Annotated in this window: 20 protein-coding genes; 12 read left to right on the top strand and 8 right to left on the bottom strand. The window is 37.9% G+C overall.

Translation table 11 applies throughout. The features are described 5' to 3' along the window. Positions 1-61: 61 nt before the first annotated feature. From R0J88_RS11775 to R0J88_RS11760, 4 genes are read right to left on the bottom strand one after another with little or no spacing between them, the layout of a single operon-like run. On the bottom strand, positions 62-1,045 hold the full coding sequence (locus R0J88_RS11775; protein WP_410900007.1) for a heparin lyase I family protein: 984 nt from the start codon (positions 1,043-1,045) through the stop codon (positions 62-64). Between the two features lie 38 nt (positions 1,046-1,083). Then, on the bottom strand, positions 1,084-2,790 hold the full coding sequence (locus R0J88_RS11770) for a GH39 family glycosyl hydrolase (protein WP_410900006.1): 1,707 nt from the start codon (positions 2,788-2,790) through the stop codon (positions 1,084-1,086). A 9-nt stretch (positions 2,791-2,799) separates the two neighbouring features. Then, positions 2,800-4,251 carry a sulfatase gene (locus tag R0J88_RS11765; RefSeq protein ID WP_410900005.1) on the bottom strand — a complete coding sequence of 484 codons (1,452 nt, stop codon included), beginning with the start codon at positions 4,249-4,251 and terminating at the stop codon, positions 2,800-2,802. Continuing rightward, positions 4,238-7,045: a family 78 glycoside hydrolase catalytic domain gene (locus R0J88_RS11760; RefSeq protein WP_410900004.1), complete on the bottom strand. Its 2,808-nt coding sequence runs from the start codon at positions 7,043-7,045 to the stop codon at positions 4,238-4,240. Before R0J88_RS11760 ends, R0J88_RS11765 begins: the two co-directional genes overlap by 14 nt. Positions 7,046-7,150: 105 nt before the next feature. Between R0J88_RS11760 and R0J88_RS11755 the strand changes: the two genes are divergently transcribed. Then, entirely contained in the window at positions 7,151-8,605 is a 1,455-nt protein-coding gene (locus R0J88_RS11755) for a sulfatase-like hydrolase/transferase (protein ID WP_410900003.1), read from the top strand. Between the two features lie 225 nt (positions 8,606-8,830). Here the strand turns inward: R0J88_RS11755 and R0J88_RS11750 are convergent, their stop codons facing one another. Together R0J88_RS11750 and R0J88_RS11745 are read right to left on the bottom strand one after the other, a co-directional pair. Continuing rightward, on the bottom strand, positions 8,831-10,480 hold the full coding sequence (locus R0J88_RS11750) for a methyl-accepting chemotaxis protein (protein ID WP_410900002.1): 1,650 nt from the start codon (positions 10,478-10,480) through the stop codon (positions 8,831-8,833). A gap of 410 nt (positions 10,481-10,890) precedes the next feature. Beyond that, positions 10,891-11,796 carry a LysR family transcriptional regulator gene (locus R0J88_RS11745; RefSeq protein ID WP_410900001.1) on the bottom strand — a complete coding sequence of 302 codons (906 nt, stop codon included), beginning with the start codon at positions 11,794-11,796 and terminating at the stop codon, positions 10,891-10,893. A 181-nt stretch (positions 11,797-11,977) separates the two neighbouring features. On the opposite strand from R0J88_RS11745, the gene R0J88_RS11740 reads away from it, so the two are divergent. Together R0J88_RS11740 and R0J88_RS11735 are read left to right on the top strand one after the other, a co-directional pair. Further along, positions 11,978-12,946, top strand: a complete 969-nt coding sequence (locus tag R0J88_RS11740; RefSeq protein WP_410900000.1) for a class 1 fructose-bisphosphatase — start codon at positions 11,978-11,980, stop codon at positions 12,944-12,946. A gap of 258 nt (positions 12,947-13,204) precedes the next feature. Next, on the top strand, positions 13,205-13,879 hold the full coding sequence (locus R0J88_RS11735; RefSeq protein ID WP_410899999.1) for a hypothetical protein: 675 nt from the start codon (positions 13,205-13,207) through the stop codon (positions 13,877-13,879). 45 nt (positions 13,880-13,924) lie between these two features. Here the strand turns inward: R0J88_RS11735 and R0J88_RS11730 are convergent, their stop codons facing one another. Beyond that, the gene (locus R0J88_RS11730; protein ID WP_410899998.1) at positions 13,925-14,755 is read right to left on the bottom strand and encodes a DeoR/GlpR family DNA-binding transcription regulator; all 831 of its coding nucleotides are present in this window, start codon (positions 14,753-14,755) and stop codon (positions 13,925-13,927) included. 337 nt (positions 14,756-15,092) lie between these two features. On the opposite strand from R0J88_RS11730, the gene R0J88_RS11725 reads away from it, so the two are divergent. From R0J88_RS11725 to R0J88_RS11685, 9 genes are all read left to right on the top strand, one after another. Further along, the gene (locus R0J88_RS11725; protein ID WP_410899997.1) at positions 15,093-16,004 is read left to right on the top strand and encodes a sugar kinase; all 912 of its coding nucleotides are present in this window, start codon (positions 15,093-15,095) and stop codon (positions 16,002-16,004) included. Further along, positions 16,004-16,990 carry a TRAP transporter substrate-binding protein gene (locus R0J88_RS11720; protein ID WP_410899996.1) on the top strand — a complete coding sequence of 329 codons (987 nt, stop codon included), beginning with the start codon at positions 16,004-16,006 and terminating at the stop codon, positions 16,988-16,990. The genes R0J88_RS11725 and R0J88_RS11720 overlap by 1 nt, the downstream gene beginning before the upstream one ends. Beyond that, positions 16,990-17,493, top strand: coding sequence for a TRAP transporter small permease (locus R0J88_RS11715; protein WP_410899995.1), 504 nt, complete (start codon positions 16,990-16,992; stop codon positions 17,491-17,493). The genes R0J88_RS11720 and R0J88_RS11715 overlap by 1 nt, the downstream gene beginning before the upstream one ends. Further along, positions 17,490-18,782: a TRAP transporter large permease gene (locus R0J88_RS11710; protein ID WP_410899994.1), complete on the top strand. Its 1,293-nt coding sequence runs from the start codon at positions 17,490-17,492 to the stop codon at positions 18,780-18,782. The genes R0J88_RS11715 and R0J88_RS11710 overlap by 4 nt, the downstream gene beginning before the upstream one ends. Positions 18,783-18,805: 23 nt before the next feature. Beyond that, on the top strand, positions 18,806-19,579 hold the full coding sequence (locus R0J88_RS11705) for an SDR family NAD(P)-dependent oxidoreductase (RefSeq protein ID WP_410899993.1): 774 nt from the start codon (positions 18,806-18,808) through the stop codon (positions 19,577-19,579). A 57-nt stretch (positions 19,580-19,636) separates the two neighbouring features. Continuing rightward, positions 19,637-20,467 carry a 5-dehydro-4-deoxy-D-glucuronate isomerase gene (kduI, locus tag R0J88_RS11700; protein WP_410899992.1) on the top strand — a complete coding sequence of 277 codons (831 nt, stop codon included), beginning with the start codon at positions 19,637-19,639 and terminating at the stop codon, positions 20,465-20,467. Between the two features lie 208 nt (positions 20,468-20,675). Then, on the top strand, positions 20,676-21,830 hold the full coding sequence (locus R0J88_RS11695) for an NAD(P) transhydrogenase subunit alpha (RefSeq protein WP_410899991.1): 1,155 nt from the start codon (positions 20,676-20,678) through the stop codon (positions 21,828-21,830). Continuing rightward, the gene (locus tag R0J88_RS11690) at positions 21,827-22,102 is read left to right on the top strand and encodes an NAD(P) transhydrogenase subunit alpha (protein ID WP_410899990.1); all 276 of its coding nucleotides are present in this window, start codon (positions 21,827-21,829) and stop codon (positions 22,100-22,102) included. The genes R0J88_RS11695 and R0J88_RS11690 overlap by 4 nt, the downstream gene beginning before the upstream one ends. A gap of 9 nt (positions 22,103-22,111) precedes the next feature. Beyond that, positions 22,112-23,482, top strand: coding sequence for an NAD(P)(+) transhydrogenase (Re/Si-specific) subunit beta (locus tag R0J88_RS11685; protein ID WP_410899989.1), 1,371 nt, complete (start codon positions 22,112-22,114; stop codon positions 23,480-23,482). 88 nt (positions 23,483-23,570) lie between these two features. Here R0J88_RS11685 and R0J88_RS11680 read toward each other — a convergent pair whose 3' ends face one another. Next, positions 23,571-24,350 carry a DeoR/GlpR family DNA-binding transcription regulator gene (locus R0J88_RS11680; protein ID WP_410899988.1) on the bottom strand — a complete coding sequence of 260 codons (780 nt, stop codon included), beginning with the start codon at positions 24,348-24,350 and terminating at the stop codon, positions 23,571-23,573. Positions 24,351-24,519 lie beyond the last annotated feature (169 nt).

Here is a 24,519-nt window from a genome sequence, read left to right as displayed (position 1 = left end):
TCTCTTTAAAAATTTACGGTACTAATTTAGCGTTTGGCTTAACCCACTTTAGAACGCTCTATTAGTTAGCTTTAGGTGCAACGTCCTGATAGCTAATATCTTCCCCTTCGGCTTGACGAACTTCGTCAAGATACATAATCATGTCTTGGTTACGGTTGACGTATTTACCCCAAAGATACCAACCAAATGAAGGGTAAACTCCCATGTCATCGTTATAGCCAATTTTAATATGTGTACGGTTAACCATTTGCTTACCATCCACCCAAATAGAAATTGCACCGTTATTTTCAAAGGGGTCTGTTTTTACCTTGATAACAAAATCGACCCAGCGGTCTTGGTATTCGGCTAGCTTAGCTGGAACATCAAAGGTTTCATTATCTTCACCATGACTACTTGTACTGGTCTTTTTACTGTCCCATGAATAGCCAATATTAAAGCCATTCTCCACTAAGTTTATTGAAAGTGGTGGGATACGATTTGGTTCTTTATTTTTGTCTCTAGCTCCATGAATTTGAAAAAATAGAGCACCTTGGCCATCCTCTAGTTGTGTTTGTTCGCTAGGAAAATAAGCGCTAAAGCCGTACCAAACAGTCGCTAATGTCGTGCTGGCTTTATGCCCATGAAACATCGCTTTACGGTCTGTATTATCGAGCACTTGAGGGTCACCATTGTATTTTTGAGGTTCATCATGCTGCCAATGTAACTTTGCTGAAAAACTGCCGAAACGTGCAATTGAACTTTCTACCGAAAAGGAATGCGGTCCTTGAAATTGAGTGAACAAAAAATTTTTCGGTAGTGCTCGATTGAGTCCCGGCTGGTGTGTACTTATACTAAGGCTGGTATTTTCCGCATTCCATCCTCTTTGTTCAAATGATTCATAGTTCACCGAATCAAGACGCTTAACCTCAGAATTACTATTAGTTTTATTGTTGACAGGGTAACTCGGTGTACTGAGTGATTCCTGAGTATCTGCAGTGTAATCATTGCTATTACAACCTGATAAAAGCACTGCCAATGCTGCGAGCTGAAAGTATTTATTTCGCATTAATCAAATTCCTACTTAGTCTTATTTTTAGGGCTCTATTACCACTGGATTTGATATTTTTGCACCGCGAAAGAGGGCAGTGTGTTGTCTATTTCTACTAATGAGGTAGAAGCACCCTTACTTTCCTTGGTCACAGATGTGCGCCATTCACTCCAGTTGAGCGTGTTGATTTTTCCATATTTGGGTAGGCTTTCTTTATAGACTTTAAGTCCGGCTTCGTTTAATGCGTTAGTCGCTGATGCAGTTGGGTGAGCATCGTCTTTGCGCCAGCCTCCTTGGCTTTGCGGTATCATGGCATTAGGGTGATCTGCAAAAAATAATTGATCAATATTGCTTGCGTTATCAATTTGCGCAACTCTGTATTTAAACTTGGTACCAACTGGCTTACCGACATTTAATGAAAGTGAGATTGGCTCGGGTGCTTGATATTCCATGTTTTCTTTATTAAAGCTAAACATAAGAATATCAATGTTTTGGTTGTTTGAGTTTTGAGAAAATATACCATCAATATAATTTCCACTGATTGATTGAGTAACACCTCGTATATTACGGTAAAAAGTATTGCCAACCATATCGATGAGTGCAAGTTGCGTCATTGCTTCCGGACTATAGGAGCCATCTCTTGCATTACCCCATTGGTAAACATCTTTTATGTTTTTCTCGAGCATCATTTTTGACAACATGGCAAAAAAAGCAGAGTTGTGCGACGTTGCCACACTGACGAAACCAGCACGTTTCATTTTTACGATAAATTTATACTCATGAATCTCAAAACGGGCATCATCGTTATAATCAGGGTGCTCGAGAATTGGTGCTATTTGCGTTTGATATACTTCATGCATATCCATTTCATGGGGGTGAGTAATATGGGGGTAATAGGAAATGGCTAAAAAGTCATAGGGTACGTTATTTTGTTTTGCCCAGCTGACAAAGCTTGGAGCATAAGCATCCTCAGTGTTGCCTGTATAGTCAATATACTTACTTTTATGGGTCGCTTCTCTAAAGTGAGTACCAACTATGGCATTAGGTAGCACAGACTTTATTGCTAAAACTGTGTTCTGATAATGTTTAAAAAACTCTTCTTGAGTGGCGGCCCAATGCTGTGGCCGAGTATCTATTTCTGAGCCAATTCTGAATCGCCAATTATTTACTTTTTCTTCGCCATAGGTTGAAACTAAGTGCTTTATGAACGCTGAAATATAGTTATGCCAGGCTTTTGCGTCTTTTGGCGGTAAACCGTTACCATAAACGCCGACTCGGTCTTTGGCTAAATAATGTATGCCATCAGGCTCGTTGACAAAGTTATAACCACGCTGGAATGCCCAAGGAGGGTTATCTAACACTATTTGAAATATATCCCAATCACTTTCAAGCCAACTATCAATGCGATCAGTCGCGGCTTTAAAATTGTAGACGTATTTCTCTCCATCCCAAATATAGGTATCACCAGTAAGATCTTGGTTGTACCAACCACCTAGCATACGGACAGTATTAACTTTGGCTTTTCGACCAAAGGTAGCTGGTTTAGATTTAGGGTTACCGCGCTCGGTCCTTACTGCGATATCATAAAAATCATAAATCTCACCTAGCTTTGCTTCATCGGAGGTGAAGTCAGCAGTGAAAGTATGTGTCATTTCATTTTGCTGTTCGATCATATTATCTTTATGTAATTCCGTTGTAGCAGACGATTGGCAGCCAGAAATACAAATACAGAGTGTAATTAATGTGTGCTGAAGTAGTTTCATTGTTTTTTCTTAATTGTTTTTTATGTGACGTTTTTCATAAAACGATGGAGCGTCTTGTGGAAATTTTTCATGTAGAAGGGTTTTTAACCCTTGTTCAAGCGTTTGATATTGCCTCTGGCCAGACACATTAGCGGTTGCGACAACGCTGGCTGTGTGATTGTAGAGCTCAGTACTCTTAATCCGTTGCGTTTTAGCATCTCGCCATTCTGTATAGCGCCAAAGGCCGTCCGTCACTGTCACTCCCATGATTTTTCCACGATTAAATAAGCTATAAGCAGCTTTCTTAAATGGCATGTCAGGGTTATCTGCTAAGGCTAATAAGCTTTTACCATCTATGTTAGGGGTGGGGAGTCCGGCTGCTTGAGCTACAGAAGGGAAAATATCAACGTTTTCGACAAGTGCGCTTGATGTTACACCTGCTTGTCGGTTTTCATGTGATAACTCACGGCTGATAATAAGGGGAACCTTTGTATCTAATTCCATATTGGTGTGTTTATTCCACGCACCATACTCACCTAATTTATATCCGTGATCGCTCATAAACACGACCATTGTATTGTCACGTAATCCCATTTCATCTACTGCTTTCATGACTCGGCCAACTTGTGCATCCATGTAACTTACTGATGCGTAGTAAGCATGAATAAGCGTTTTAGTGAGCTCATCATCAACATCACCTTTTTTCGGAATACCGCCATACATGCGAAGCTCCCCCCACTTGGTGAGAGCTAGCCTATACATATTCTCTGGTTTATCTCTGCTTGGAACTGTGAACTGCTCTCGATCATAGAGACCCCAATATTTTTTTGGGGCATTAAAGGGGAGGTGTGGCTTACTAAAGCCTACAAACATTAAAAATTTATCATCTTTAAGTTGTTTTAGAGTATTGATTGCATCCGTTGCTACTTTGCCATCTTTATAAAAGTTGTCATCTACGTCGCCAGCTTCATAAGCGAATCGCGTTTTTGAGTTTTCAGCGATAGCGTAAAAGTTATCAAGCTTTTTAATATGCGTTGACCAGTTTTCTTGGTCGTCCGTTACACTATGGTAAACCTTACCTATGCTAATAGTCTTGTAGCCGTTTTCTTTAAAAAGCTGCGGCATAGAAACAATATCAGGTTGATTTGGGCGCAAGCGACCATCCCTGCGAATTGTATATAATCCAGTTGTCTCAGGGCGTAACCCTGTCAGAATACTAACTCGTGACGGCCCACAAATCGCTTGTTGTGCATAAGCATTGGTAAATTTTACGCCTTCATTCGCCAGTTTATCTATATTAGGACTTTTTACATCTTTGTGACCATAAACGCCAAGATCATTACGTAAATCATCAACCAAAAAAACGAGTATATTGACGGGTTCTTTAGCCTTTTTGCCATGCATTTCATGCTTTGTTTGGCTTGTACTGCATGCTGTAAGCGCTAGCATTAGTAATGCAGCTATATAATTAAATTTTGCCATTAATCAGGTACTCCCCAGGTGTTAATCTTTTCTTAGGGGTAACAGCTTTGCCTTGCTTTAAAATTGTTACGTTACTTAAATGAGCCAAATCTAGTATAGCTGTGGAGTTCTTTGGTACTGTGAGAGAAATAGATGCTTCATTCCCCTCTAATGTCCAATTGAGTTTAATGGCACCATTTGTTGTTGGTATGGTTCCGCTAACCTGATTTAGATAATGAGAAAATTGTGGTGAAACGTTAAATTCTCTAAATCCTGCTTCTATAGGCTTAACACCCAATATTCCTTCATAGAACCACCTTGATATAGTGCCGTAAGCGTAGTGGTTAAGAGAGTTCATTCCTTGTGGGTTAAAGCCATTCTCTAATGAATAGGAGTTCCAGCGTTCCCATGTTGTCGTTGCGCCATTGTTGATTGAATAAAACCATGAGGGATAACTTTCTTTAAATAATAGTTGATAGACTAAATCGCTACGGCCAGCTTTTTGCAAAGCTGATGCTAGTAGCGGTGTTCCCAAGAAACCGGTGCGAAGGTGATTGTCAGCTTTATCGATGAGCTTAATAAGTAGGTGCTGTGCTTTTTTAACCTCTGCTAGCTCGAGTAGATTGAACTCCAAAGCAAGCAAATAAGCTGTCTGCGTGGCCTCACCTTTTTTTGGTTTTAGGTTTTGATCAAAGAAAGTGTTTCTAAACGCGGCTTTTATTTGTTGATGCAACTTCGTTAGTTGCTCTATATCAGCCTGCTGGTTAAGTACTGTTGCTGTTTTTAGCGTTAACTCTACAGAACGAGCATAGAATGCCGTACCAATTAAACTGAAATCTGTATCACCTCGGTTTGCTTTTTTCCCCTGCGCTTTCGGGTAAGGTTGTAACCAGTCACCAAACGTTTGCATGTTAGAAATGAGATTATCACTTTGGCTCTCGTGGTACTTTAGCCAATTTTTCATCATACTGTAGTTATCTGATAGAACTGATTTGTCGCCAGTCATCATGTACAGTTCCCAAGGAATAATAGTGGCGGCGTCGCCCCAGCCTGAAGAGGTCCATTTTATCCATTCAACATACGGAATATACAAAGGAATTTTGCCATTATCAGTTTGTTCTTCACGCATGCTTTCTAACCAGGCTGACCAAAAACCATACGCATCAGCCATGTACATTGAAGGTGTAATAAACGCATTGGCATCGCCAGTCCAACCAAGTCGTTCATCTCGCTGAGGGCAGTCTAGGGGAACATCATAAAAGTTACTTTTAAGGCCCCAGTTAATATTTTTAAAAAGCTTATTTAACTTAGTATGAGAGGAATGAAAGTTATCATACAGCTTGATATCAGAATGCTGTACCAGTGCTTTCACCCAGTCCTTAGATGGAACTTTTGATGAATCGAAGCCTGATAGTTTTATGTACCTATACCCATGAAAAGTGAACGTGGGCTTGTATGTAATTCGCTCAGATTTGGATGGTGTGAAGTAGTTAGTTGATAATGCACTGCGATAGTTATCAGTATAAAATTCGCCCATGTGTAGTGCTTCAGCAAATTCAATCTTAATTTTTTGGTTGGCTAATGCCGGTACTTTTATTTCAGGTACGCCAACCATGTTTTGACCAAAATCAAATACCACACTATCTTTTGAAATACTCATAATTTTGACAGGTGAAAGTTCATTGATAACTCTTATAGGCTCGTGCCTTTTTGGGCTGAGCTTAATAGTTGGATCTATTTTTTGTGTGTACACGCTTTGCCATTTAGCACTATCAAATTCATTTTTATTCCAATTAGGCTGCTCTAAAGCTTGTGCATAATGTTCACCATCGTAATTACTAGCAAAACGAATAGGACCATTTTGAGTTACTTTCCAAGATTCATCTGTTTTGATAATTTGTTTGGAGCCATCAGTAAATTGTATTTCAAGCTGAGCAAGTAAAAGAGGGGAGTGAGTATGATCTGTCTCTTTTAAATCGGCTATTCGTGCTGAAAACCAACCTCCTGCTAATATTGATGCAAGAGTGTTTTCCCCTAGTGTTAATTTATCAGTCAAGTCATACGTAAGGGTTTCTATTCGTTTACTGTATGGTGTCCAACCCGGTGTCATTACGTCAATTTTAGAAACTTCTTTACCATTAATGTAAGGTTTAAATACACCTTTAGAAGTAATATATAAACGCGCTTTGTTTATATTTTTTTTGATATTGAATGACTTTCTAAAATATTGGGGGGTAGCGATAGTACTCTTTGAAGGTTTTTTGGATTGCTTGGTTTCTGGATGACCGATCCAATGAGCCTGCCAATCTTTATTAGTCAATAGCCCAAGCTCTATACTTTGCGGTTCACTCCATTCGGAGGGTCTGCCTTTTTCATCCCAAACTTTAACACGCCAAAATACGTTTTGTCTTGAAGAGAGAGGCTGCCCTTGGTATTGAATCCAACTAGTCTTAGGTGAGTTTACCTTTTTACTATCCCATAAGTCTGGCTGCTCAGAAAGTAAGTCTAAAGTTGTGCTTACCTGGATTTGATAAGATGACTGGAAATTCGAGTGAGTATTTTTTGCTATTTCCCATGAAAAACGAGGTTTACCTTCATAATAACCAATGGGTGATTCAAAACCTTCACCTACTTTTAACTCTATGGGAGCAGCAATTGATTCAAAGGCTTTTTGTGTAGAACTGGGCGTTTCTCTTTCACTATTGCACGCTACGTTCAAGGACATAATTGACATGATAATCAAAGGCTTAAAAAATGCCTTAAATAAACAGTGTTGTCTTGATTTATTCATTTTGTGTGTGTGTTTGTTAATCAAATATTTCTTTACAGTAACATTAAAACTGTCATTTTCAAGCTAAATAAGTCATTATGGTGATTGGTTTTGATTTTTTTCACTCCGAGTAGTGATGCAAATTTTTGGATGGATAAAATGAAAATGTATTTAAACACACTGTTTTTAATAACTTTAATTACCATAGGGTTTAACTCTCATGGGGCCGAACGAGGGGATGTTAAAAAAACGACTAACAAACGTCCAAATATTCTTTTTATCCTTGCTGATGATCATCGCTGGGATTTGCTAGGCAAAAATCACCCTATTATAAAAACACCTAATTTAGATGCGTTAGCAAATCAGGGGGTGAGCTTTTCTAATTCATTTGTTACTACTCCTATTTGTGCATCAAGCCGTATTAGTATATTAACCGGGCTAACAGAACGAACTCACGACTTTACTTTTAGTCGACCAGCAACCGGTGCTATTGAATCTGACAATATTTATCCAAAAAAGCTAAAAGATAGTGGGTATACGTCTGGATTTGTTGGTAAATATGAAATTAAGCTCTCAGGTGATGATTCAGATAGGTTTGACTTTTTTGAGCCGCTGCTACATTCAAAAACAAACACTTATAAAGGCAGCGAAATCCCTCAAACTCATTATATTACGCAAAAGGCTAAAGACTTTATTGTAAATATGCATGACACTTCTAAGCCTTGGGTGCTCAATGTTAACTTTTGGAACCCTCATGCACTTGATAGTGACAAAGAGAATCAATATCACTACCCAGCAAAATTCGAAAATTTATATAGTGATATCACGATTCCTCCTGCAAAGTTATCTGATGATGGGACATTCGAGGCGTTGCCAGAGTTTTTAAAGAAGTCTATTGGGCGGATGCGTTGGGAGTACAGGTATGCCAATGACGCAATGTACCAAAAAATGATTAAACGTCATTATCGTGCAATCACCGCGGTTGACGAGGGCGTTGGTCAAATTATCGCTCAACTTGAAAAGCTGGGGGTGTTACAAAATACGATTGTAATTTACACCGGGGATAACGGATACAGCCTAAATGAACGTCAATTAGCTGGTAAGTGGTTTGGTTGGGAAGAAGACCTTAGAGTGCCTTTGATTATCTATGACCCACGTAATAGTGAACATAAAGGTGTAAGTATTGATGAAACAGTACTTAATATTGATATTGCCCCTACTATTTTAGATTATGCGGATGTAGCAATACCACAAACGTATCAAGGTAATAGTTTACTTGGGCTGGTTGAAGGTGAAAAAATGTCTTCATGGAGAGATGAATTTTTCTTTGAGCATATGTATCAGCCAAAGAGGGTATCGATACCTCCTATGGTTGGTGTGCGAACAAACAACTGGAAGTTTGTGGATTTTTATAAAAATAACTATTTACAACTTTATAATTTAATTGAAGATCCCCAAGAAAAATTAAATCTAGCTACACTTCCTGAGTATAAATCTAAAGTTGAGTATTTTCGGAAGCGCACAGATGAATATATTAAAAAATATGAGAGTGAGAGAAGTAAAGAAGTAAGTTCAAGAGTATCATTTTTAAACTCGAGAGATTAATTTTAAATTTCAGTTAGCTCAGCATATTTAAAAAAGGTCGCTTTTTTAAACATAAAGCGATTTTTTATAATATCGTCCGCGGATCTTTGAATGCAAAGTAGGTAGCGATGTTTAGTAGGAGCCGAATTAAGTCATTCGGCTCCTGAGATAGTGCTAGTACTAGAAAACCTGTGTCATTACTTTTACTTGTTAAAGAGTAATAACACAGAGTTTTGAATCTACCGATTAATCTAATTTAAAAGCTTTTACTGCTTGTTGTAGCTCATGAGATATAGTTGATAATTCATGAGCATTTTCAAGTGTTCCATCAGAACTCACAGCCGTTTTATTAGCTAAATCTCTAATCGAAACAATACTTTTATTTATATCTGTGGCTACATTGGTTTGCTCTTCTGCAGCTGTTGCTATTTGCGTGTTCATATTTTCGATAAAGGTAATTGATTCACGTATATCTGCTAGTGCTTTACTAGCAGTGACAGATTTTTCATAAGTAGACTGAGCTCCTTGCATATTAGTGCCCATAAATGAGACTGATTGTTTTGCAGAGTTTTGCAGTTGTGTAATCATTAATTGGATCTCATCAGTACTTTGCTGGGTTCTGGTTGCTAAGTGACGTACTTCATCAGCTACAACAGCAAACCCTCTTCCTTGTTCTCCCGCTCTTGCCGCCTCTATAGCCGCATTTAGTGCTAATAAGTTTGTTTGCTCAGATATCCCTTTTATAACGTCTAAAATACTACCAATTCCCGTGGTTTTATCTTCTAGCTCGGTGAGCACCTGTTCAACTTCTTGCATGCCAGACACTAATCTGGTGATGCTTTCATTCATAGAAGCAACGATTTCATTGCCTTGCTTAGCATTTTCGTTTGCTTTTTGAGTTGAGCTTGACGCTTCTAGTGCATTACGAGCAACCTCTTCAGCTGTAAAAGTCATCTGGTTCATCGCTGTTGCGGTTAACTCGAGCTGTTCCATCTGAGTCTGAGAATCTTCTTTAACTGAGTGCGCGCTATTTATCATTGCTTCCGCTGAAGTATTAAGTGTCGATGAAGCACCATTAATATCGTAAATAATATTCTTTAATTTATTTACCATTTGTTGCACTGCACCGTAAATCCCTGTCGGGTTTGAGGTATTATTACTGGTAGTTGTAAAATCACCTGATGAAATTTTTTTGACAACCGATTCTATTTCATAAGGCTCACCGCCAATGACCTCGTATAATCGTTTAACAAATACAAGGGCGAGAGCGATTACAATTGCAAGTAAGAACAATGCAACCAAAATGAGGCTACGAATAAACGAGTTAAGTTTAATTTCCCCATTCAATTGTTTTTCCTGAATAGTGTGCGCTATTTCATCAATATAAAAGCCTGTACCAATATACCAATTTGTACCAGGAATCATTTCTAGATAGGCCATCTTCTCATAAATTGCAGAGTTATCGCCCGGACGCCCAGAAAGGTAAGTTAGATAGCCGTCTTTTTTTGTTACAGCTTCGATTTGTTTCAAAACGCTTTTATTTTTACTGAGATCTTTCCCTCGTATTGCTGGGTTTCGTCCATTTGCCAGAGCAATACCGTCTATGGTCATAATAAAAAAATAGTTAGTTGAATCAAACTTTAGATTGTTTATTATATCAATAGCTTGCTCATTATTTCCCGCTGTAATTGGTTCTTCAATAGTATTGAGTGCCAAACTAACTAAGCTTTTTAAATGATGGCGTTTAGCTTTTGTTATATCGGTTTGATAATGCGCTAAATCGCTATCAAAAGTATCAATAGAATTGTTATAAGTCAGAAGTACAAAAATTGCTATGATGGCAATAATAGGTGTGATGACGCTAAGTATTATTTTCTTTCTAAAGCTTAAATCCATATTTATTCTTACCCTGCAAATACTAAGGTGCTTCTATGCGCGCATGACAAGAGTGGCATGCAAAATATGCACAAAACTTGGGGGCTGCTATAGCAGTTATAATTTTTTGTTTATATCTGTATGAATGAACATCAAATAAAGTGATGTTTACTTCTATGAAACAGGTTGAAAACGGATAAATGGGTTATATTTAAACATGTGAGTTACCTATTATTGTGTAAGTGTGCTAATAGCAATCTTATTTGGTTTTAGTGATTGAAAGTGATTGTATTTGGCTATGTTGGTTAATATTGTGTTAAATGTCAAGTTGTGACTTTTAGGTGGGAAAGTAAAGTTGTAACCTTGTCTTTTCTGGCAACTATTTAGTTATAGCGTACTGTTCTTACGGGTAACTTATTTAAATGTGTCGTTTAATTAAAAATATGTTTAAGCGATTTATATTCTTTTCTTATACTTTCAATGAGCAAGGTTATTTTTTCTGGTTTATGTCGCGTGTAAGGGTAAATAGCAAACACACCTAGTGAACGTGCTTTATATTGATGTAGCATTTGTACTAATGAGCCATTTTTAAGCTCTTCGTATACGCTGCACTTCGGAACATAAATCAAACCTACATCATTCAAAGCTGCTTTTTTCAATGAAAGGGCATTATTAGAAGATATACTCCCTTTGACTAGAATTGACTTTTGTTGTCCGTTCTTCGTGAAGCGCCATTCATTACTGCCGTTTGCTTGTAGATCATAACAAAGGCAATTATGCGCTCTCAGATCTTCGATTTCTTCAAGCTGGTGGGCACTCTCTAGATACTTTGGTGAGCAGCAAACTACCCAACTTGATTTTAATAGGGGCACTGCAATGAGAGATGAATCTGCGAGATCTGCTGTTCTTATAGCTAAATCCACTCCTTCTTCGACTAAATCAATCAGCTTGTTCTCAAGCCTTAACTCAATCGTAACCTTAGGATACTTTTGACAAAAATTAGCGACTAAATCAGCTAATAGTAGCTCCCCTGAAATTGTAGGAACTGACATAACAATATGGCCAGATACTTCTTGAGAAAGCTCATTAATAGCAGTAAAGGCATCATTAGCTTGTTGGTTAATATCTTTTGCATGTTTATATAAAAGCTTTCCAGCATCTGTAAGGCTTAGCTTTCGTGTTGTTCTATAGAGTAGTTGGGTGTTTAATTCGTGCTCTAATGCCGACACTTTTTTACTGATAACAGTCTTTGATAAACCAACTTTTAATGCTGCCTGACTGAATGAGTTTTCCTCAACAACAGCGGCAAAAATAGCGAGTTCAGATGCACCTATCATTAGTAGCCTTAATTATGTCTATTATCGAAACAGTTTGTTTGTTTATTGTCAATATACACATAAATAATAGCGGAGTATATTGTTTTGCTGATAATTAGCTAGTAAGTGTTTTCGTCCATCTGCTGGAAACGCTGGCGACTAGTGACGTTTAAAGATCATGATAAAAACGTAGGAAAGTAAATTGCAAAGATTAATACCGGTACTAAAAAAAGATAATGTTGAGCTAGAATTAATTATGTTGATCAGAACAATTCTTGCAGCTTCTAAAGAGATTTCATTCAGAGTCAGCCAGGGAGCTTTGGCAGGTGTACTCGGTTCTACGTTGGATGAAAACATTCAGGGTGAAGTACAAAAAAAACTTGACGTTATCGCCAACCAGTTACTCAAAGATATGTTGTTGGATGATGACTCTGTTCGCGCAATTGCTTCAGAAGAAGAAGATTTTGTTGTAGCTGGGACGCCAAATGCGCCATATATCGTCGCTTTTGACCCCTTAGACGGTTCTTCGAATGTAGATATAAATGGTCAAATTGGCACTATTTTTACTATTTATAAAGCAAGAGATGACGTTGCTGATGACAGTGATGAACAATTTTCTCAATCTGGCAATCAGCAACTGTGTGCTGGTTATGTATTATACGGCGCATCGACTTTACTAGTTATGACAACGGGTGGCCCTACACGTTGCTTTACGCTGGATTTAACACATGGTGGCTATTTACTTACCGATAGTAGCTGTAAAATTCCACTTAAAACAAAAGAGTTTGCTGTTAATTTAGCAAACTATAGGTATTGGTCCGAGCGTGAGCAGTTTTATTTTGATGAAATTTTATTTCAAAATGAAGAACATGCAGGTTCATCTATGCGATGGAATGCAGCTATGGTTGGCGACATGCATAGAATTATATGTAGAGGTGGTATATTTTTATATCCTGCAGATAGTAGAAAAGCGAGCCGTAATGGCAAAATTAGGCTGCTTTATGAGGCAAATCCATTAGCGATGCTTGTTGAAAATAGCGGCGGAAGAGCAACAAGCTTAGGTCAAAAAATATTAGATATTCAGCCTGAGTCTTTACACCAAAGAGTACCGGTAGCCCTTGGCTCTAAAGAGCAAGTTGATGAGTATAATAAAGTAACGTTAAAGTTATAGTATTCGCGTAAAAGTTACTTCTTTTATTATATAAACTTCCTGCACTTTACCTTTAATATTTTTAAAGTGTTAGTGGCATTAACGTTTAATTCCATACTTTAAACCAATACCTCTTAGGTATTGGTTTCATTAACTGTAATTGATAGGCAGAAATATAAAAATTAAAAAATTCTTATATTTAAAAGTTTCATAAACTTATTATTTATGTCCTCAGTTCACCATTGCTTAATAATTTTAAGTGCTTATAGGATTTCAAAGTTGCTTAGTCATATATTTGATATTGATGGCACCCTAACTAGAACAGGGTACGACTTATGGTTTTTAACAATGAAAGAGTTGTGTGAACCAATTGCTTTTAACCGTTTAGTTTTAAACTGGAATGTTAATGATAGAACACACGAAAATGCTCACAAACGGCTCGTTGATGGGCTTAATTTACTTAAAGCAGTCAGCAATCCAGAAGAAAAGTTATTTAAAACGGCAAAGCGATTAACACTCAGTTTGATCCATCAAAATATAATACCCAATAAGGCAATATTGACACTACGTCAAAGCATTCAATTATGCGATTTAGTGGTATTAAACACAGCTAACTTTGCAGAGGTTGCTAAAGGATTTACTGCAGCCCTATTAGAGAGCGGATTAATCACTCAGGTTGAACATGATAAGATCGTTGTTTTGGCTACAAATATTAATTGGGATTCATTTTCTGCGCAGTGTTTTAATGTGGGTGATGTAAAAATACACACATATTACAGATACTTACAAAGCCAGAATTACGTAGTTAAGGTCCCGGATAAAGTGTTTGTTGATGATCCATTTTTTAGTGATGCCTCACTTGTAACTGAGGCACTACAGGTCGTATTAATAGATAATCCTCAAAATAGAGATTACTCAAGAAACGTTGGGTTTGAAAGGGTCTTTTGGGTGTAGTAGCTTAACACAAGCGGCGAGGCTGATTGCTAATGATTGAGTTAATCAATCAATAGCCTCCACTACAATAACTTCAATATTTTGCTCTTCAAACGTTTTAATAAGTTTTGGATTCGCATTTGAATCAGTAATTAATATGTCGACCTCTGTTAAAGGACAAAAAATAAAGTTACTTTGCTGACCAAGCTTTGTGCTATCAGCTAAAATAACTAATTTCTCTGTTTGTTTTTTTAATTTTTTTTCAGAACGAATTAATAGAGGATCGGATTCCATAACACCAAATTCACCTACGCCAGGTGTCCCCATAAACATCATGGATCCTCTATAGTTCTCTGTAGTATCACTTTCATAAGAGCTTAATATAATACCCTGTTCCCTATATATTTCACCGCCAGGAAGGGATACTTGGTTTGAACTATTTTCTGAAATGTAATTTGCTAAGACAAAAGAGTTAGTCAGAATGTTTAGTTGTAGCTTATCAAGATACTCACCCATCATAAAGGTAGAGCTACCGCCATTGATAATAATAGAGTCCCCGTTGGCACACAGTTCGACTGCACGTTTTGCAATTAACTTTTTGGTTTTGGCATTTTTTGTTTTATCTAGAATAAATGAGGAGCTAGAGATATTTTTTTTCTTTCTCATTTTAGAGATTGATTCTGCTCCGCCCCTAATTTTAGTAATTTCACCTCGGTTAGACATTTTTGTTATATCACGTCTAATTGTTGCCTCTGAAGCATTTAATAGTTGTGTTAAGCTGCGAACGCTTGCAAATTGGCGCTGCTCTAAGATGTTAACTATCAGTTGTTGTCTATGCTTTTCTAGCATGGGAAGCGTATGTTCAACACTTGCAATACTTTCAGAAGATTTATTCATGTTCACTATATTTTATGTCATTTATAAAACTATTGTATCACAGCTGACTAAAAAAGACATTTATTGGTTTATTTTGATTGTTGTGACGGGTCTGGAAATTATCTGTTTCAGCCGTGTTTCTGCCTTTTTTTAGTAATTCGGTTTCTTCATTTAAAGAAAAGTTAAACTTTGAAAGTCGATAATTAGTTACATTTAATCAATATCGCTCAATATAATCATTTACAATCATTTAACCTGCAGTTAGAATCGACCAGCTAAACGCTTTTTTAATAAGAATACTAAATAGCCGTTGTGTATCTAAAAGTGGCTTATCTAGATTTGATCTGAGGATGTAATTGTGAAAGTAGCTGTATTAGGTGAATGCATGATTGAATTAAGTCAGCAAGTTGGTGACCAATTTAAAATTGGTTTTGGTGGAGACACTTTAAATACCGCTATTTATTTATGCCGTTGTAACGGTGAAGCTGACTATTTTACCGCATTAGGAAATGATCCATACAGCCAAAGCATGCTTAATGCTTGGCAAGACGAAGGGGTTGGCATTGAACATGTAAAAATTAAAAATAACGCATTGCCAGGCCTCTATATCATCAATAATGATGAAGATGGAGAGCGTCATTTCCAATATTGGAGACAAAATTCTCCTGCTCGGACACTGCTTTCTGACTACCCCTCTGTATTAGATGAAATTAAATCATATGAAATGATTTTTTTGAGTGGAATCACCTTATCTCTTTATCCTCAAGATGACCTTATTGTATTTTTTAATTGTTTAACCCAATACCGTAAACAAGGCGGAATAGTTGTTTTTGATAACAACTATCGTCCCCGCAACTGGATGGGCATGGACACCGCCGTTCAAGTTTTTTCTAAAATGATGACATTAACAGATATTGCACTTATTAGTTTTGATGACGAAAAATCTTTGTATGGTGAACACTCAGTTGAACAATGTATCAATCGATGGGTTGATGCGGGTGTTGAAGAAGTGGTTGTTAAAAACGGCCATCATGGCTGCCATCTATACAAAGATAAGCAATATAGTTTTTACCCATTGAAATCTGTTTTGAAGCCAGTTGATACAACGGCTGCAGGTGATTCATTTAATGGTGCATACTTAGCTGCTAAATTGCAAAGTAAAGATATAAAAGATTGCATCAGTGCAGGGCAGCAATGTGCAAGTACAGTAATTATGCACAAAGGCGCAATTATTGAACGCAATATTGCCTTAACTGATGGAGGCTCATAATGTCTATAAATATATTTGTTAGGTTAATAAGTGCCCTAGCACTCTGTATTTTTTTATCTTCTTGTAATGATGATAGACACACATCAATTCGTCTTGCTCATCACTTAGATACTCAGCATCCTGTGCATAAATCGTTGGTGCATATGGATGAAGTGCTTCAAAAATTATCGGGTGGGACGATGGAGTTGGTAATCTATCCGTCTGCTCAAGTGGGTACCGAGCGTGAAGTACTAGAACTGCTGCAAATTGGTAGTATGGGAATGACTAAGGTTTCTGCCAGTTCCTTAGAAGCATTTGTTCCGCAAATGAAAGTCTTTAGCCTTCCTTATTTATTCGATAACCATGAGCACTATTGGAAAACACTAGAAAGCAATATAGGTCAAGACTTACTTGACGCAGGGACGCCTTTTTTAATTAAAGGTTTGGGTTATTTTGATGCAGGAAGTCGTAGTTTTTATACCACAAAGAAAAAAGTAGAAACGCCCGGTGATCTTGCTGGCTTAAAAATCCGAGTTATGAGCAGTCAAACGGCCGTTGATATGGTTAACACAATGGGGGGCGCAGCTACTCCTGTAAGCTGGGGAGAGCTCTATACTTCATTACAGCAAGGGATTGTTGGTGGTGCTGAAAATAACCCTCCAAGCTTCTACTATTCAAAACATTATGAAGTCAGTAAGTACTACTTGTTGGATGAACATACCTCTATCCCCGATGTGATCGTTATAGGAACTAAAGTATGGGACAAGTTAACCACCCAAGAACAAGGCTGGCTAAGTGAAGCAATGCATCAAGCAACAGAGTACCAGAAAGTACTTTGGGCAGAGTCAACGGCCATGTCATTAAAAAAAGTAAAAGAAGCTGGCGTGAAAGTAATAGAAGCTGACAAGGCACTGTTTCAAGATAGTGTTAAACCAATCTATGAGTCACTTGAGGGGACTATTCTAGAGCCTTTAGTAGAAAGCATCAAATCTATGGGGGAAGAATAGTGAAGTTTTATGAGAATGTTTTACAGCATATAGATAAATTTTTACGGGTATTGCTGGCCATTATGCTGACTTTGTTAGTTATTGACGTAACTTGGCAAGTTTTAACTCGATTTGTACTACCACAACCCAGTTCATTTACTGAAGAAGTAGCCCGCTTTTTATTGATTTGGATTAGTTTACTTGGTGGCGCATATGCTTACAGGGAGCACAGTCACTTGGGCTTTGACTTAATTGTAAGAAACCTTAGTGCATCTAAAGCAAGATATGTATTTAAGTTTTGTTGTTTATTAGTGGCCGTATTTGCCATTACTGTTTTGATAATTGGTGGCTCTAATTTGGTACACCTTACTTGGACTTTAGGTCAACACTCAGCTGTACTCAATGTCCCTATGGCTGGTGTTTATCTTGTTTTGCCACTTAGTGGATTGTTATTTTTAGCGTATAGCGTTTACTTCTTTTTTAATGCTCAAAGTTATTGTTTAGAGCAGGAGGACATCACATGATTACGATGATTCTATTTGGTGTCTTCGCTGTTTTATTGCTAATCAACCTGCCTATTGCGCTGGCTATAATATTTGCTACGTTAATAACTATGTTGTTTACCATAGACACACTACCAGCCTTGACTACCATTGCTCAGCGGTTAACTGCCGGCATAGATAGTTTTGCATTACTTGCTATCCCTTTTTTCATTTTATCTGGCTATATAATGGGGCAAGGAGGAATTGCCCTTAGATTAATTGAGTTCGCGAAAGTATTAGTAGGGCGCTTGCCGGGAGGCCTTGCATTCGTAAATGTGATTTCGTGTGCACTTTTCGGTTCTATTTCTGGCTCAGCTGTTGCTGCGACTTCAGCAATTGGTGGCTTTATGATACCCGCTATGAATAAAGAGGGTTATAACAAGCCATTTAGTACAGCAGTTACCGTTACTGCCGCAACCACTGGCATGCTTATCCCACCTAGTAACATATTAATTATTTATTCACTTGCAAGCGGTGGTGTGTCTATTGCTGCATTGTTTATTGCGGGTTATTTACCAGGGTTACTTGTTACATTTCTGCTAATTGCAGCAGCGGCTATATATGTTAAACGAAAAAATATTAAACCATTATCTGAAAGCTCAATAGGCCCTTTTTGGCCGTCATTATTTGGTGCAGTGCCTAGCTTATTTTTAATATTTTTAATTATTGGCGGGATTATTGGTGGCTTCTTCACCCCCACAGAAGCGGGGGCTATTGCTGTATTATATTCACTTGCGGTCTCGCTGTGTTTTTACAAAGAGCTGTCGTTCAAAGATTTATATCCTATTTTATTAAAATCAGTAAATACGACTGCAATAGTTATGTTATTGATTGGGGCCTCTTCAGCAATGTCTTGGTTAATGTCTTACGAGCTAATACCACAAACAATTAGCCAAACCCTGCTTGCATTGTCGGATAACCCATTAATGATTCTATTAATTATTAATATTACGCTGTTACTGATTGGAACATTTATGGATATGACCCCTGCGGTCCTTATTTTTACGCCTATTTTTCTACCCGTTGCTGAGTCTTTAGGTATTTCACCTTTACACTTTGGCATCATGATGATTTTAAATTTATCAATCGGATTATGTACGCCACCAGTAGGAAGCGTTCTATTTGTTGGCTGTAGTATTGGTAAAGTGTCTATAAGTGACATAGTAAAACCAATACTGCCGCTGTACATAGCAATGGTGGTTGCGCTTATTTTAGTGACAATCTTTCCGCAGATTAGTGAATTTTTACCCCAACTTTTAGGCTTAATTTAAGCTATTTATATAGGAATTTAACAATGAACACATATTTACAGCAACAGTTTGGCTTAGAAAACAAGGTAGCAGTTATTACTGGCGCGAGCCGTGGGTTAGGTCAGGCTATGGCAATTGCATTGGGTGAAGCTGGTGCAACGGTTGTAGCAATTGGTTCAAAGGTTGAGAATGTTGCCAATACAATTTCTCTATTAAAAGAAAAAGGGGTTTCTTGCTTAGCTCTTGGCTGTGATCAAGGTGATGGTGAACAAATAAGCCAAGCAATCAGCGATACAATTAGCGAGTTTGGCCGAATAGATATTCTTGTTAATAATGCTGGCACGATTAAACGCTCGCCTGCTCATGAGTTTTCAGATGACGACTGGAATGAAGTTATTAATACCAATTTAAATGGTGTGTTTAAATTTTGCCGTGAGGCGGGCAAGCATATGCTTAAGCAAGGCTCTGGTAAAATCATTAATATCGCCTCGTTGTTAAGCTTTTCTGGTGGTATCACTGTGCCAGCTTATGCTGCAAGCAAAGGTGGCGTTGCTCAGTTAACGAAAGCATTGGCAAACGAATGGGCTGCGAATAATATTCAAGTCAATGCAATTGCGCCTGGTTATTTCGAAACCGACAATACATATAACCTTCGCCAAGACAAAGAGCGTTATCAAAGTATAACCTCTCGTATTCCAAGTGGTGTGTGGGGTAAGCCAGAAGATTTAGCTGGTGCTACTGTATTCTTATCAAGTAGTGCAGCAAATTATGTAAACGGTCATGTAATGTTAGTTGATGGCGGTTGGATGGCGCGTTAAGTCATTAACAAATTTAAATTTTAAAATGTATAAATTACTTATGCAAAAGGGGTCTTTATGAACTTTATGTTCTCAGCTGATATTAGAAGTTATAAAACAATGCGTAATGATGAATTGCGTGATGCTTTTGTGACCGCACCATTGTTTGAAGCAGGTAAAATCAATCTAACATATACCGATGTTGATCGCGCGGTTATTGGTGGTATTACACCTGCCGCCGACTCGATTATTCTTCCTACTCATAAAGAGTTGGCAGCTGACTACTTTTGTCAACGTCGTGAAGTTGGGATTATAAATATTGGCGGTGAGGGTGTAATTGTTGTTGATGGTACGTCATACCCAATGAATAATCGCGACAGTTTGTATATTGCTAAAGAAAGTAAAACTGTAGAGTTTTCATCTAAAGATGAAAATGTGCCAGCTAAGTTCTATTTAGCATCTTATCCTGCGCATCGTGTAACAAAAACAGTGCACGTTCCAAAGAGTAAGGCAAAATTCATTGAGTTGGGCTCGCAGGAAACTTCGAACGAGCGAACTATATTCCAATCTATTCGTCCAGGTATTGTTGACAGCTGTCAATTAGTAATGGGGATCACTGAACTTAAAAAAGGCAGTGTTTGGAATACCAAGCCACCTCATACTCACTTTAGACGAACGGAAGTTTACATGTACTTTGATCTACCGAAAGATGAAAAAGTATTTCATTTAATGGGAGAGCCTTCTGAAGTGCGCACATTACCAATAGAAAGTGAGGTGGCTATAGCGTCACCAAACTGGTCTATTCACAGTGGTGTTGGAACATCAAACTACACATTTATTTGGGCAATGGGTGGAGAGAACCAAGAGTTTGATGATATGGATCATATTGAGGTAAGTGCATTACGTTAGCTAGTTATGCATTTTAACTGAGCGATCGCCTCTTCTGTGTTGGCGTTCGCCAACCAAATAAGACCCAAACAGTTCTTATAAAGTAACCACCTTCACTTTATCTGTTTGGGTTTATTCAAATTTATCCACTTTATGGATATTAAAGTCGTGTCCACCAATATTTTTTGGAGGATTTATTGCACCTTAAATTTAGGAATGAGGAAAATTTATGGCCAACATAGTTTGTCTAAAGGAAAAGGGTACCCGCGAGCGGCGGTGTGCCTTATTACCAGCAAATGTTAAGTCTTATGTTTTGTTAGGCACTGATGTAATTGTTGAATCAGGTCTAGGAGAAAATGTTTTTATCACCGATGAAGAATACGCTAATGCTGGAGCTACTGTTCTGAGTAATCGAGCTGAAATTATAGCTCAAGCTGACGTTATTTTATCTGTAGATAAACTCCCCATAGAAGATGTAATACTTGCGAAAGGGAAGACGGTTATTAGCTTTTTAGACCCTTTCAATAGCCATGATTATGTAGACTTGCTGTGTCAGCATCAGGTAACGAGCTTAAGTGTGGAAATGATACCTCGTAGTACGCGTTGTCAAAAAATGGATGCATTAAGTTCGCAAGCTAGCCTAGCAGGCTATGTGATGGTAACCAAAGCAATTACAGAGCTTCCAAGTATTTTACCAATGATGATGACTGCTGCCGGAACAATTAAACCAGCAAAAGTATTTGTTATTGGTGCTGGTGTCGCAGGATTACAAGCTATTGCGACGGCTAAACGATTAGGTGCTGCGGTAACTGCATTTGATACTCGAGCTGTTGTAGCAGAGCAAGTACGCTCGTTAGGTGCTAAGTTTTTGGATATTGACCTAGGGGAAACAGGCCAAACAACCCAAGGATATGCGCAAGCGCTTAATGATAGCCAAATGGCTAAACAGCAAGATGCCCAAGCCCAATGTATTGCCCAATCAGATATTGTTATCACAACTGCACAATTATTTGGTCGTAAGCCACCAGTATTAATAAATCACGATACAATAAAGTTAATGAAAGCTGGGTCGGTTATTGTCGATATGGCAGCTGAAAATGGTGGTAATGTTGCAGGTTCGATTGCGGGTCAAACTACCGTCATTGAAGGGGTAAAAGTAATAGGCACCGGTAATTGGTCAAGTGAAGTAGCACTGAATGCTTCACAAATGTATGCCAATAATTTGTTTAACCTCGTTAGTGAGTTTTGGCAAAAAGATACTAAGCAATTTTTAATTAATCTCAAAGACGATATACAGGCAAGTGCTGTCATTACTCATCAAGGCAACATTACGAATCAAACTATTAGTGATTTACGATCACAACCAATGGAGCAAGCATCATGACTGGTATTTATCTTTTATTTATCCTGATGCTGGCTATATTTGTTGGCTTTGAGTTAATTCGTAAAGTTCCTGCAACTTTACATACACCACTTATGTCAGGCGCTAACGCAATCTCAGGTATCACAGTTATAGGTGCCTTGAGTTTAGCCGGTGGTGAGTCTGATCGCTTAGCAACATGGCTTGGTGTAGTCGCTGTAATGTTAGCCACCATAAATGTAGTTGGTGGTTATTTAGTAACCGACCGCATGCTTGCAATGTTTAAAAAACGCTAGGAGATAAAAATGACAGATTACTTAATACTGATAAACGCGGTGTATGTATTGTGTGCATTGCTCTTTATTTTTGGCCTAAAACTATTGAGCCACCCTTCTACTGCACGTAAAGGAAACCTCCTATCAAGCCTTGCAATGCTCATTGCTGTTGTTGTTACACTACTGGACAAACAAATTATTTCGTTCGAATTTATTGTTGGGGCAATAGTCATTGGGTCTGCGGTAGGTGTGTTCGCTGCAAAGAAGATTGAAATGACCTCTATGCCTGAACTTGTATCGCTATTTAATGGTGTAGGTGGCTTAGCAAGCTTAGCTGTTGCATATGCTGCTATAGTTAGCGGCGCATCTGCTACCGTATTCGTTTTAGTGGTTAGCTTTTTAGCATTATTAATTGGTGCAGTCACATTTTCAGGTAGTATTGTTGCTTGGGCTAAATTAAGCGAGCGCATTGTAGGTCGTCCTATTGTATTTAAAGGTCAGGCTATTGCGAATGTATTGCTAATTTTTGCAATAGCTACATCAGGGTATTTACTCGTTTCACAGCCAGAGGTTACTACATGGCATTATATTGCAATTGGTTTGGCCTTGTTAATGGGGGTGATGTTAGTATTACCTATCGGTGGTGCAGATATGCCGGTAGTAATTTCATTACTGAATAGCTACTCTGGCTTAGCGGCATGTGCAGCCGGTTTCGCACTTGAAAATAATTTGCTTATCGTTGCAGGCGCATTGGTTGGAGCAAGTGGCATAATTTTAACAAATATTATGTGTAAAGCGATGAACCGCTCACTAGTCAATGTACTCACATCAGGCTTTCAAAAAGTTCACACAAGTGAAATTAAAATAGAGGGCGAAATAAAACCATTAAGCCCAGATGATGCATTTTATGTATTAGAAGCAGCGCAGTCGGTACTGGTTATTCCGGGGTATGGTATGGCAGTAGCACAGGCGCAACATACAATGAAGGAGCTGCAAACTCTATTAGAAAACAACGGTGCAGAAGTTGCCTATGCAATTCACCCTGTGGCAGGGCGCATGCCTGGTCATATGAACGTATTACTTGCTGAAGCGGATGTCTCTTACGAGCAATTATTTGAAATGGATGAAATTAATCCACGAATTGAAGGCTTTGATGTCGCTATAGTGATAGGTGCAAATGATGTAGTTAATCCTGCGGCGCGTGAAATGGTGGGTAGTCCTATTTATGGTATGCCAGTAATTAACGCCGACTTAGCTAAAAATGTATTTGTTCTAAAACGAGGTATGGCTACGGGGTTCGCTGGTGTTGATAACCCTCTGTTTTTCAAACCAAACTGTAGAATGATTTTTGGAGATGCTAAAGAAACACTAAATAGTTTAGTGCGTCAATTTGCTGATTAATCCTGACATGAACCAGAGAATAGCGTACCAAATAACATTTGAGATACGCTATTTCTCTGATTTAAAAGTATAAACCTATTAGATCCTTTTAGCTGTCTAATGACTCAACGATAATGACTTCTATATCTTTGCTTTCAAAATATCTGATCATTTCTTTATCGGCATCAGAATCAGTTATAAGGACGTCCACGTCTTCAAGAGGGCAGAAAACAAAATTACTGCGTTTACCTAATTTAGTGCTGTCTGCAAGGATAATTAATTTATCAGTTTGTTTTTTTAGTTTTTGTTCTGAAAGTATCAATAACGGGTCTGACTCCATCACACCAAACGCACCTATGCCAGGGGTGCCCATAAACATTTTTGAACTGCGATAATGCTCCGTATTATCCTTTTCATAAGAGCTTAAGATGATACCCTGTTCACGATAAATCTCCCCTCCAGGTAATGATACTAAATTATCACTATTTTCTGAAAGAAGATTAGCCAGTACGAATGAGTTAGTTAAAATATTCAGATTTTTTTCTGCAAGGTATTCACCCATCATATAAGTAGAGCTACCACCATTTATGATAATAGAGTCATTATCGTCACATAACTCTACCGCTTTTTGTGCAATAAGCTTCTTTGTATCGGTACGTTTTGTTTTATCGACCTCAAACGCTGAACTTTGAATATTTTTACGTTTGTTGGAAAGAGACTCTGCACCTCCTCTAATTTTTATAATTTCCCCACGATTAGACATTTTTGTTAAGTCTCGGCGAATGGTTGCTTCAGAGGAAGATAAGGTTTCAGTTAAAACTTTAACACTAACAAAACTTTGGCGATCCACAATTTCTTTAATCAGCTGCTGTCTATGTTTTTCTAACATTTATAACTATTCCATTAACCAAAAAGGGATATATGTATTTCGTGATACATATACAATGGTAAAAGTTTATCACTATAATAGTTAAAAAGGAAAAAATAGGTTTTACGGATATTTACATGTTGAAATTCTATATGTACTAAATGAATTACGTTATTTACTGCTGCGGTAA

Source organism: Pseudoalteromonas sp. SIMBA_162 (genome assembly GCF_046535955.1).
Taxonomy (GTDB): Bacteria; Pseudomonadota; Gammaproteobacteria; order Enterobacterales; family Alteromonadaceae; genus Pseudoalteromonas; species Pseudoalteromonas marina.
The sequence above is the reverse complement of the archived record's forward strand: the minus strand, read 5'-3'. Positions and strand labels throughout refer to the sequence as shown.

Excerpts from the sequence above, each read along its gene's own strand:
- R0J88_RS11750 (WP_410900002.1), bottom strand. The coding sequence starts at position 10,480 with ATGGATTTAAGCTTTAGAAAGAAAATAATACTTAGCGTCATCACACCT.
- R0J88_RS11710 (WP_410899994.1), top strand. The coding sequence starts at position 17,490 with ATGATTACGATGATTCTATTTGGTGTCTTCGCTGTTTTATTGCTAATC.
- R0J88_RS11695 (WP_410899991.1), top strand. The coding sequence starts at position 20,676 with ATGGCCAACATAGTTTGTCTAAAGGAAAAGGGTACCCGCGAGCGGCGG.
- R0J88_RS11770 (WP_410900006.1), bottom strand. The coding sequence starts at position 2,790 with ATGAAACTACTTCAGCACACATTAATTACACTCTGTATTTGTATTTCT.
- R0J88_RS11720 (WP_410899996.1), top strand. The coding sequence starts at position 16,004 with ATGTCTATAAATATATTTGTTAGGTTAATAAGTGCCCTAGCACTCTGT.
- R0J88_RS11730 (WP_410899998.1), bottom strand. The coding sequence starts at position 14,755 with ATGAATAAATCTTCTGAAAGTATTGCAAGTGTTGAACATACGCTTCCC.
- R0J88_RS11775 (WP_410900007.1), bottom strand. The coding sequence starts at position 1,045 with ATGCGAAATAAATACTTTCAGCTCGCAGCATTGGCAGTGCTTTTATCA.
- R0J88_RS11765 (WP_410900005.1), bottom strand. The coding sequence starts at position 4,251 with ATGGCAAAATTTAATTATATAGCTGCATTACTAATGCTAGCGCTTACA.
- R0J88_RS11690 (WP_410899990.1), top strand. The coding sequence starts at position 21,827 with ATGACTGGTATTTATCTTTTATTTATCCTGATGCTGGCTATATTTGTT.
- R0J88_RS11680 (WP_410899988.1), bottom strand. The coding sequence starts at position 24,350 with ATGTTAGAAAAACATAGACAGCAGCTGATTAAAGAAATTGTGGATCGC.
- R0J88_RS11685 (WP_410899989.1), top strand. The coding sequence starts at position 22,112 with ATGACAGATTACTTAATACTGATAAACGCGGTGTATGTATTGTGTGCA.
- R0J88_RS11745 (WP_410900001.1), bottom strand. The coding sequence starts at position 11,796 with ATGATAGGTGCATCTGAACTCGCTATTTTTGCCGCTGTTGTTGAGGAA.
- R0J88_RS11705 (WP_410899993.1), top strand. The coding sequence starts at position 18,806 with ATGAACACATATTTACAGCAACAGTTTGGCTTAGAAAACAAGGTAGCA.
- R0J88_RS11755 (WP_410900003.1), top strand. The coding sequence starts at position 7,151 with ATGGATAAAATGAAAATGTATTTAAACACACTGTTTTTAATAACTTTA.
- kduI (WP_410899992.1), top strand. The coding sequence starts at position 19,637 with ATGAACTTTATGTTCTCAGCTGATATTAGAAGTTATAAAACAATGCGT.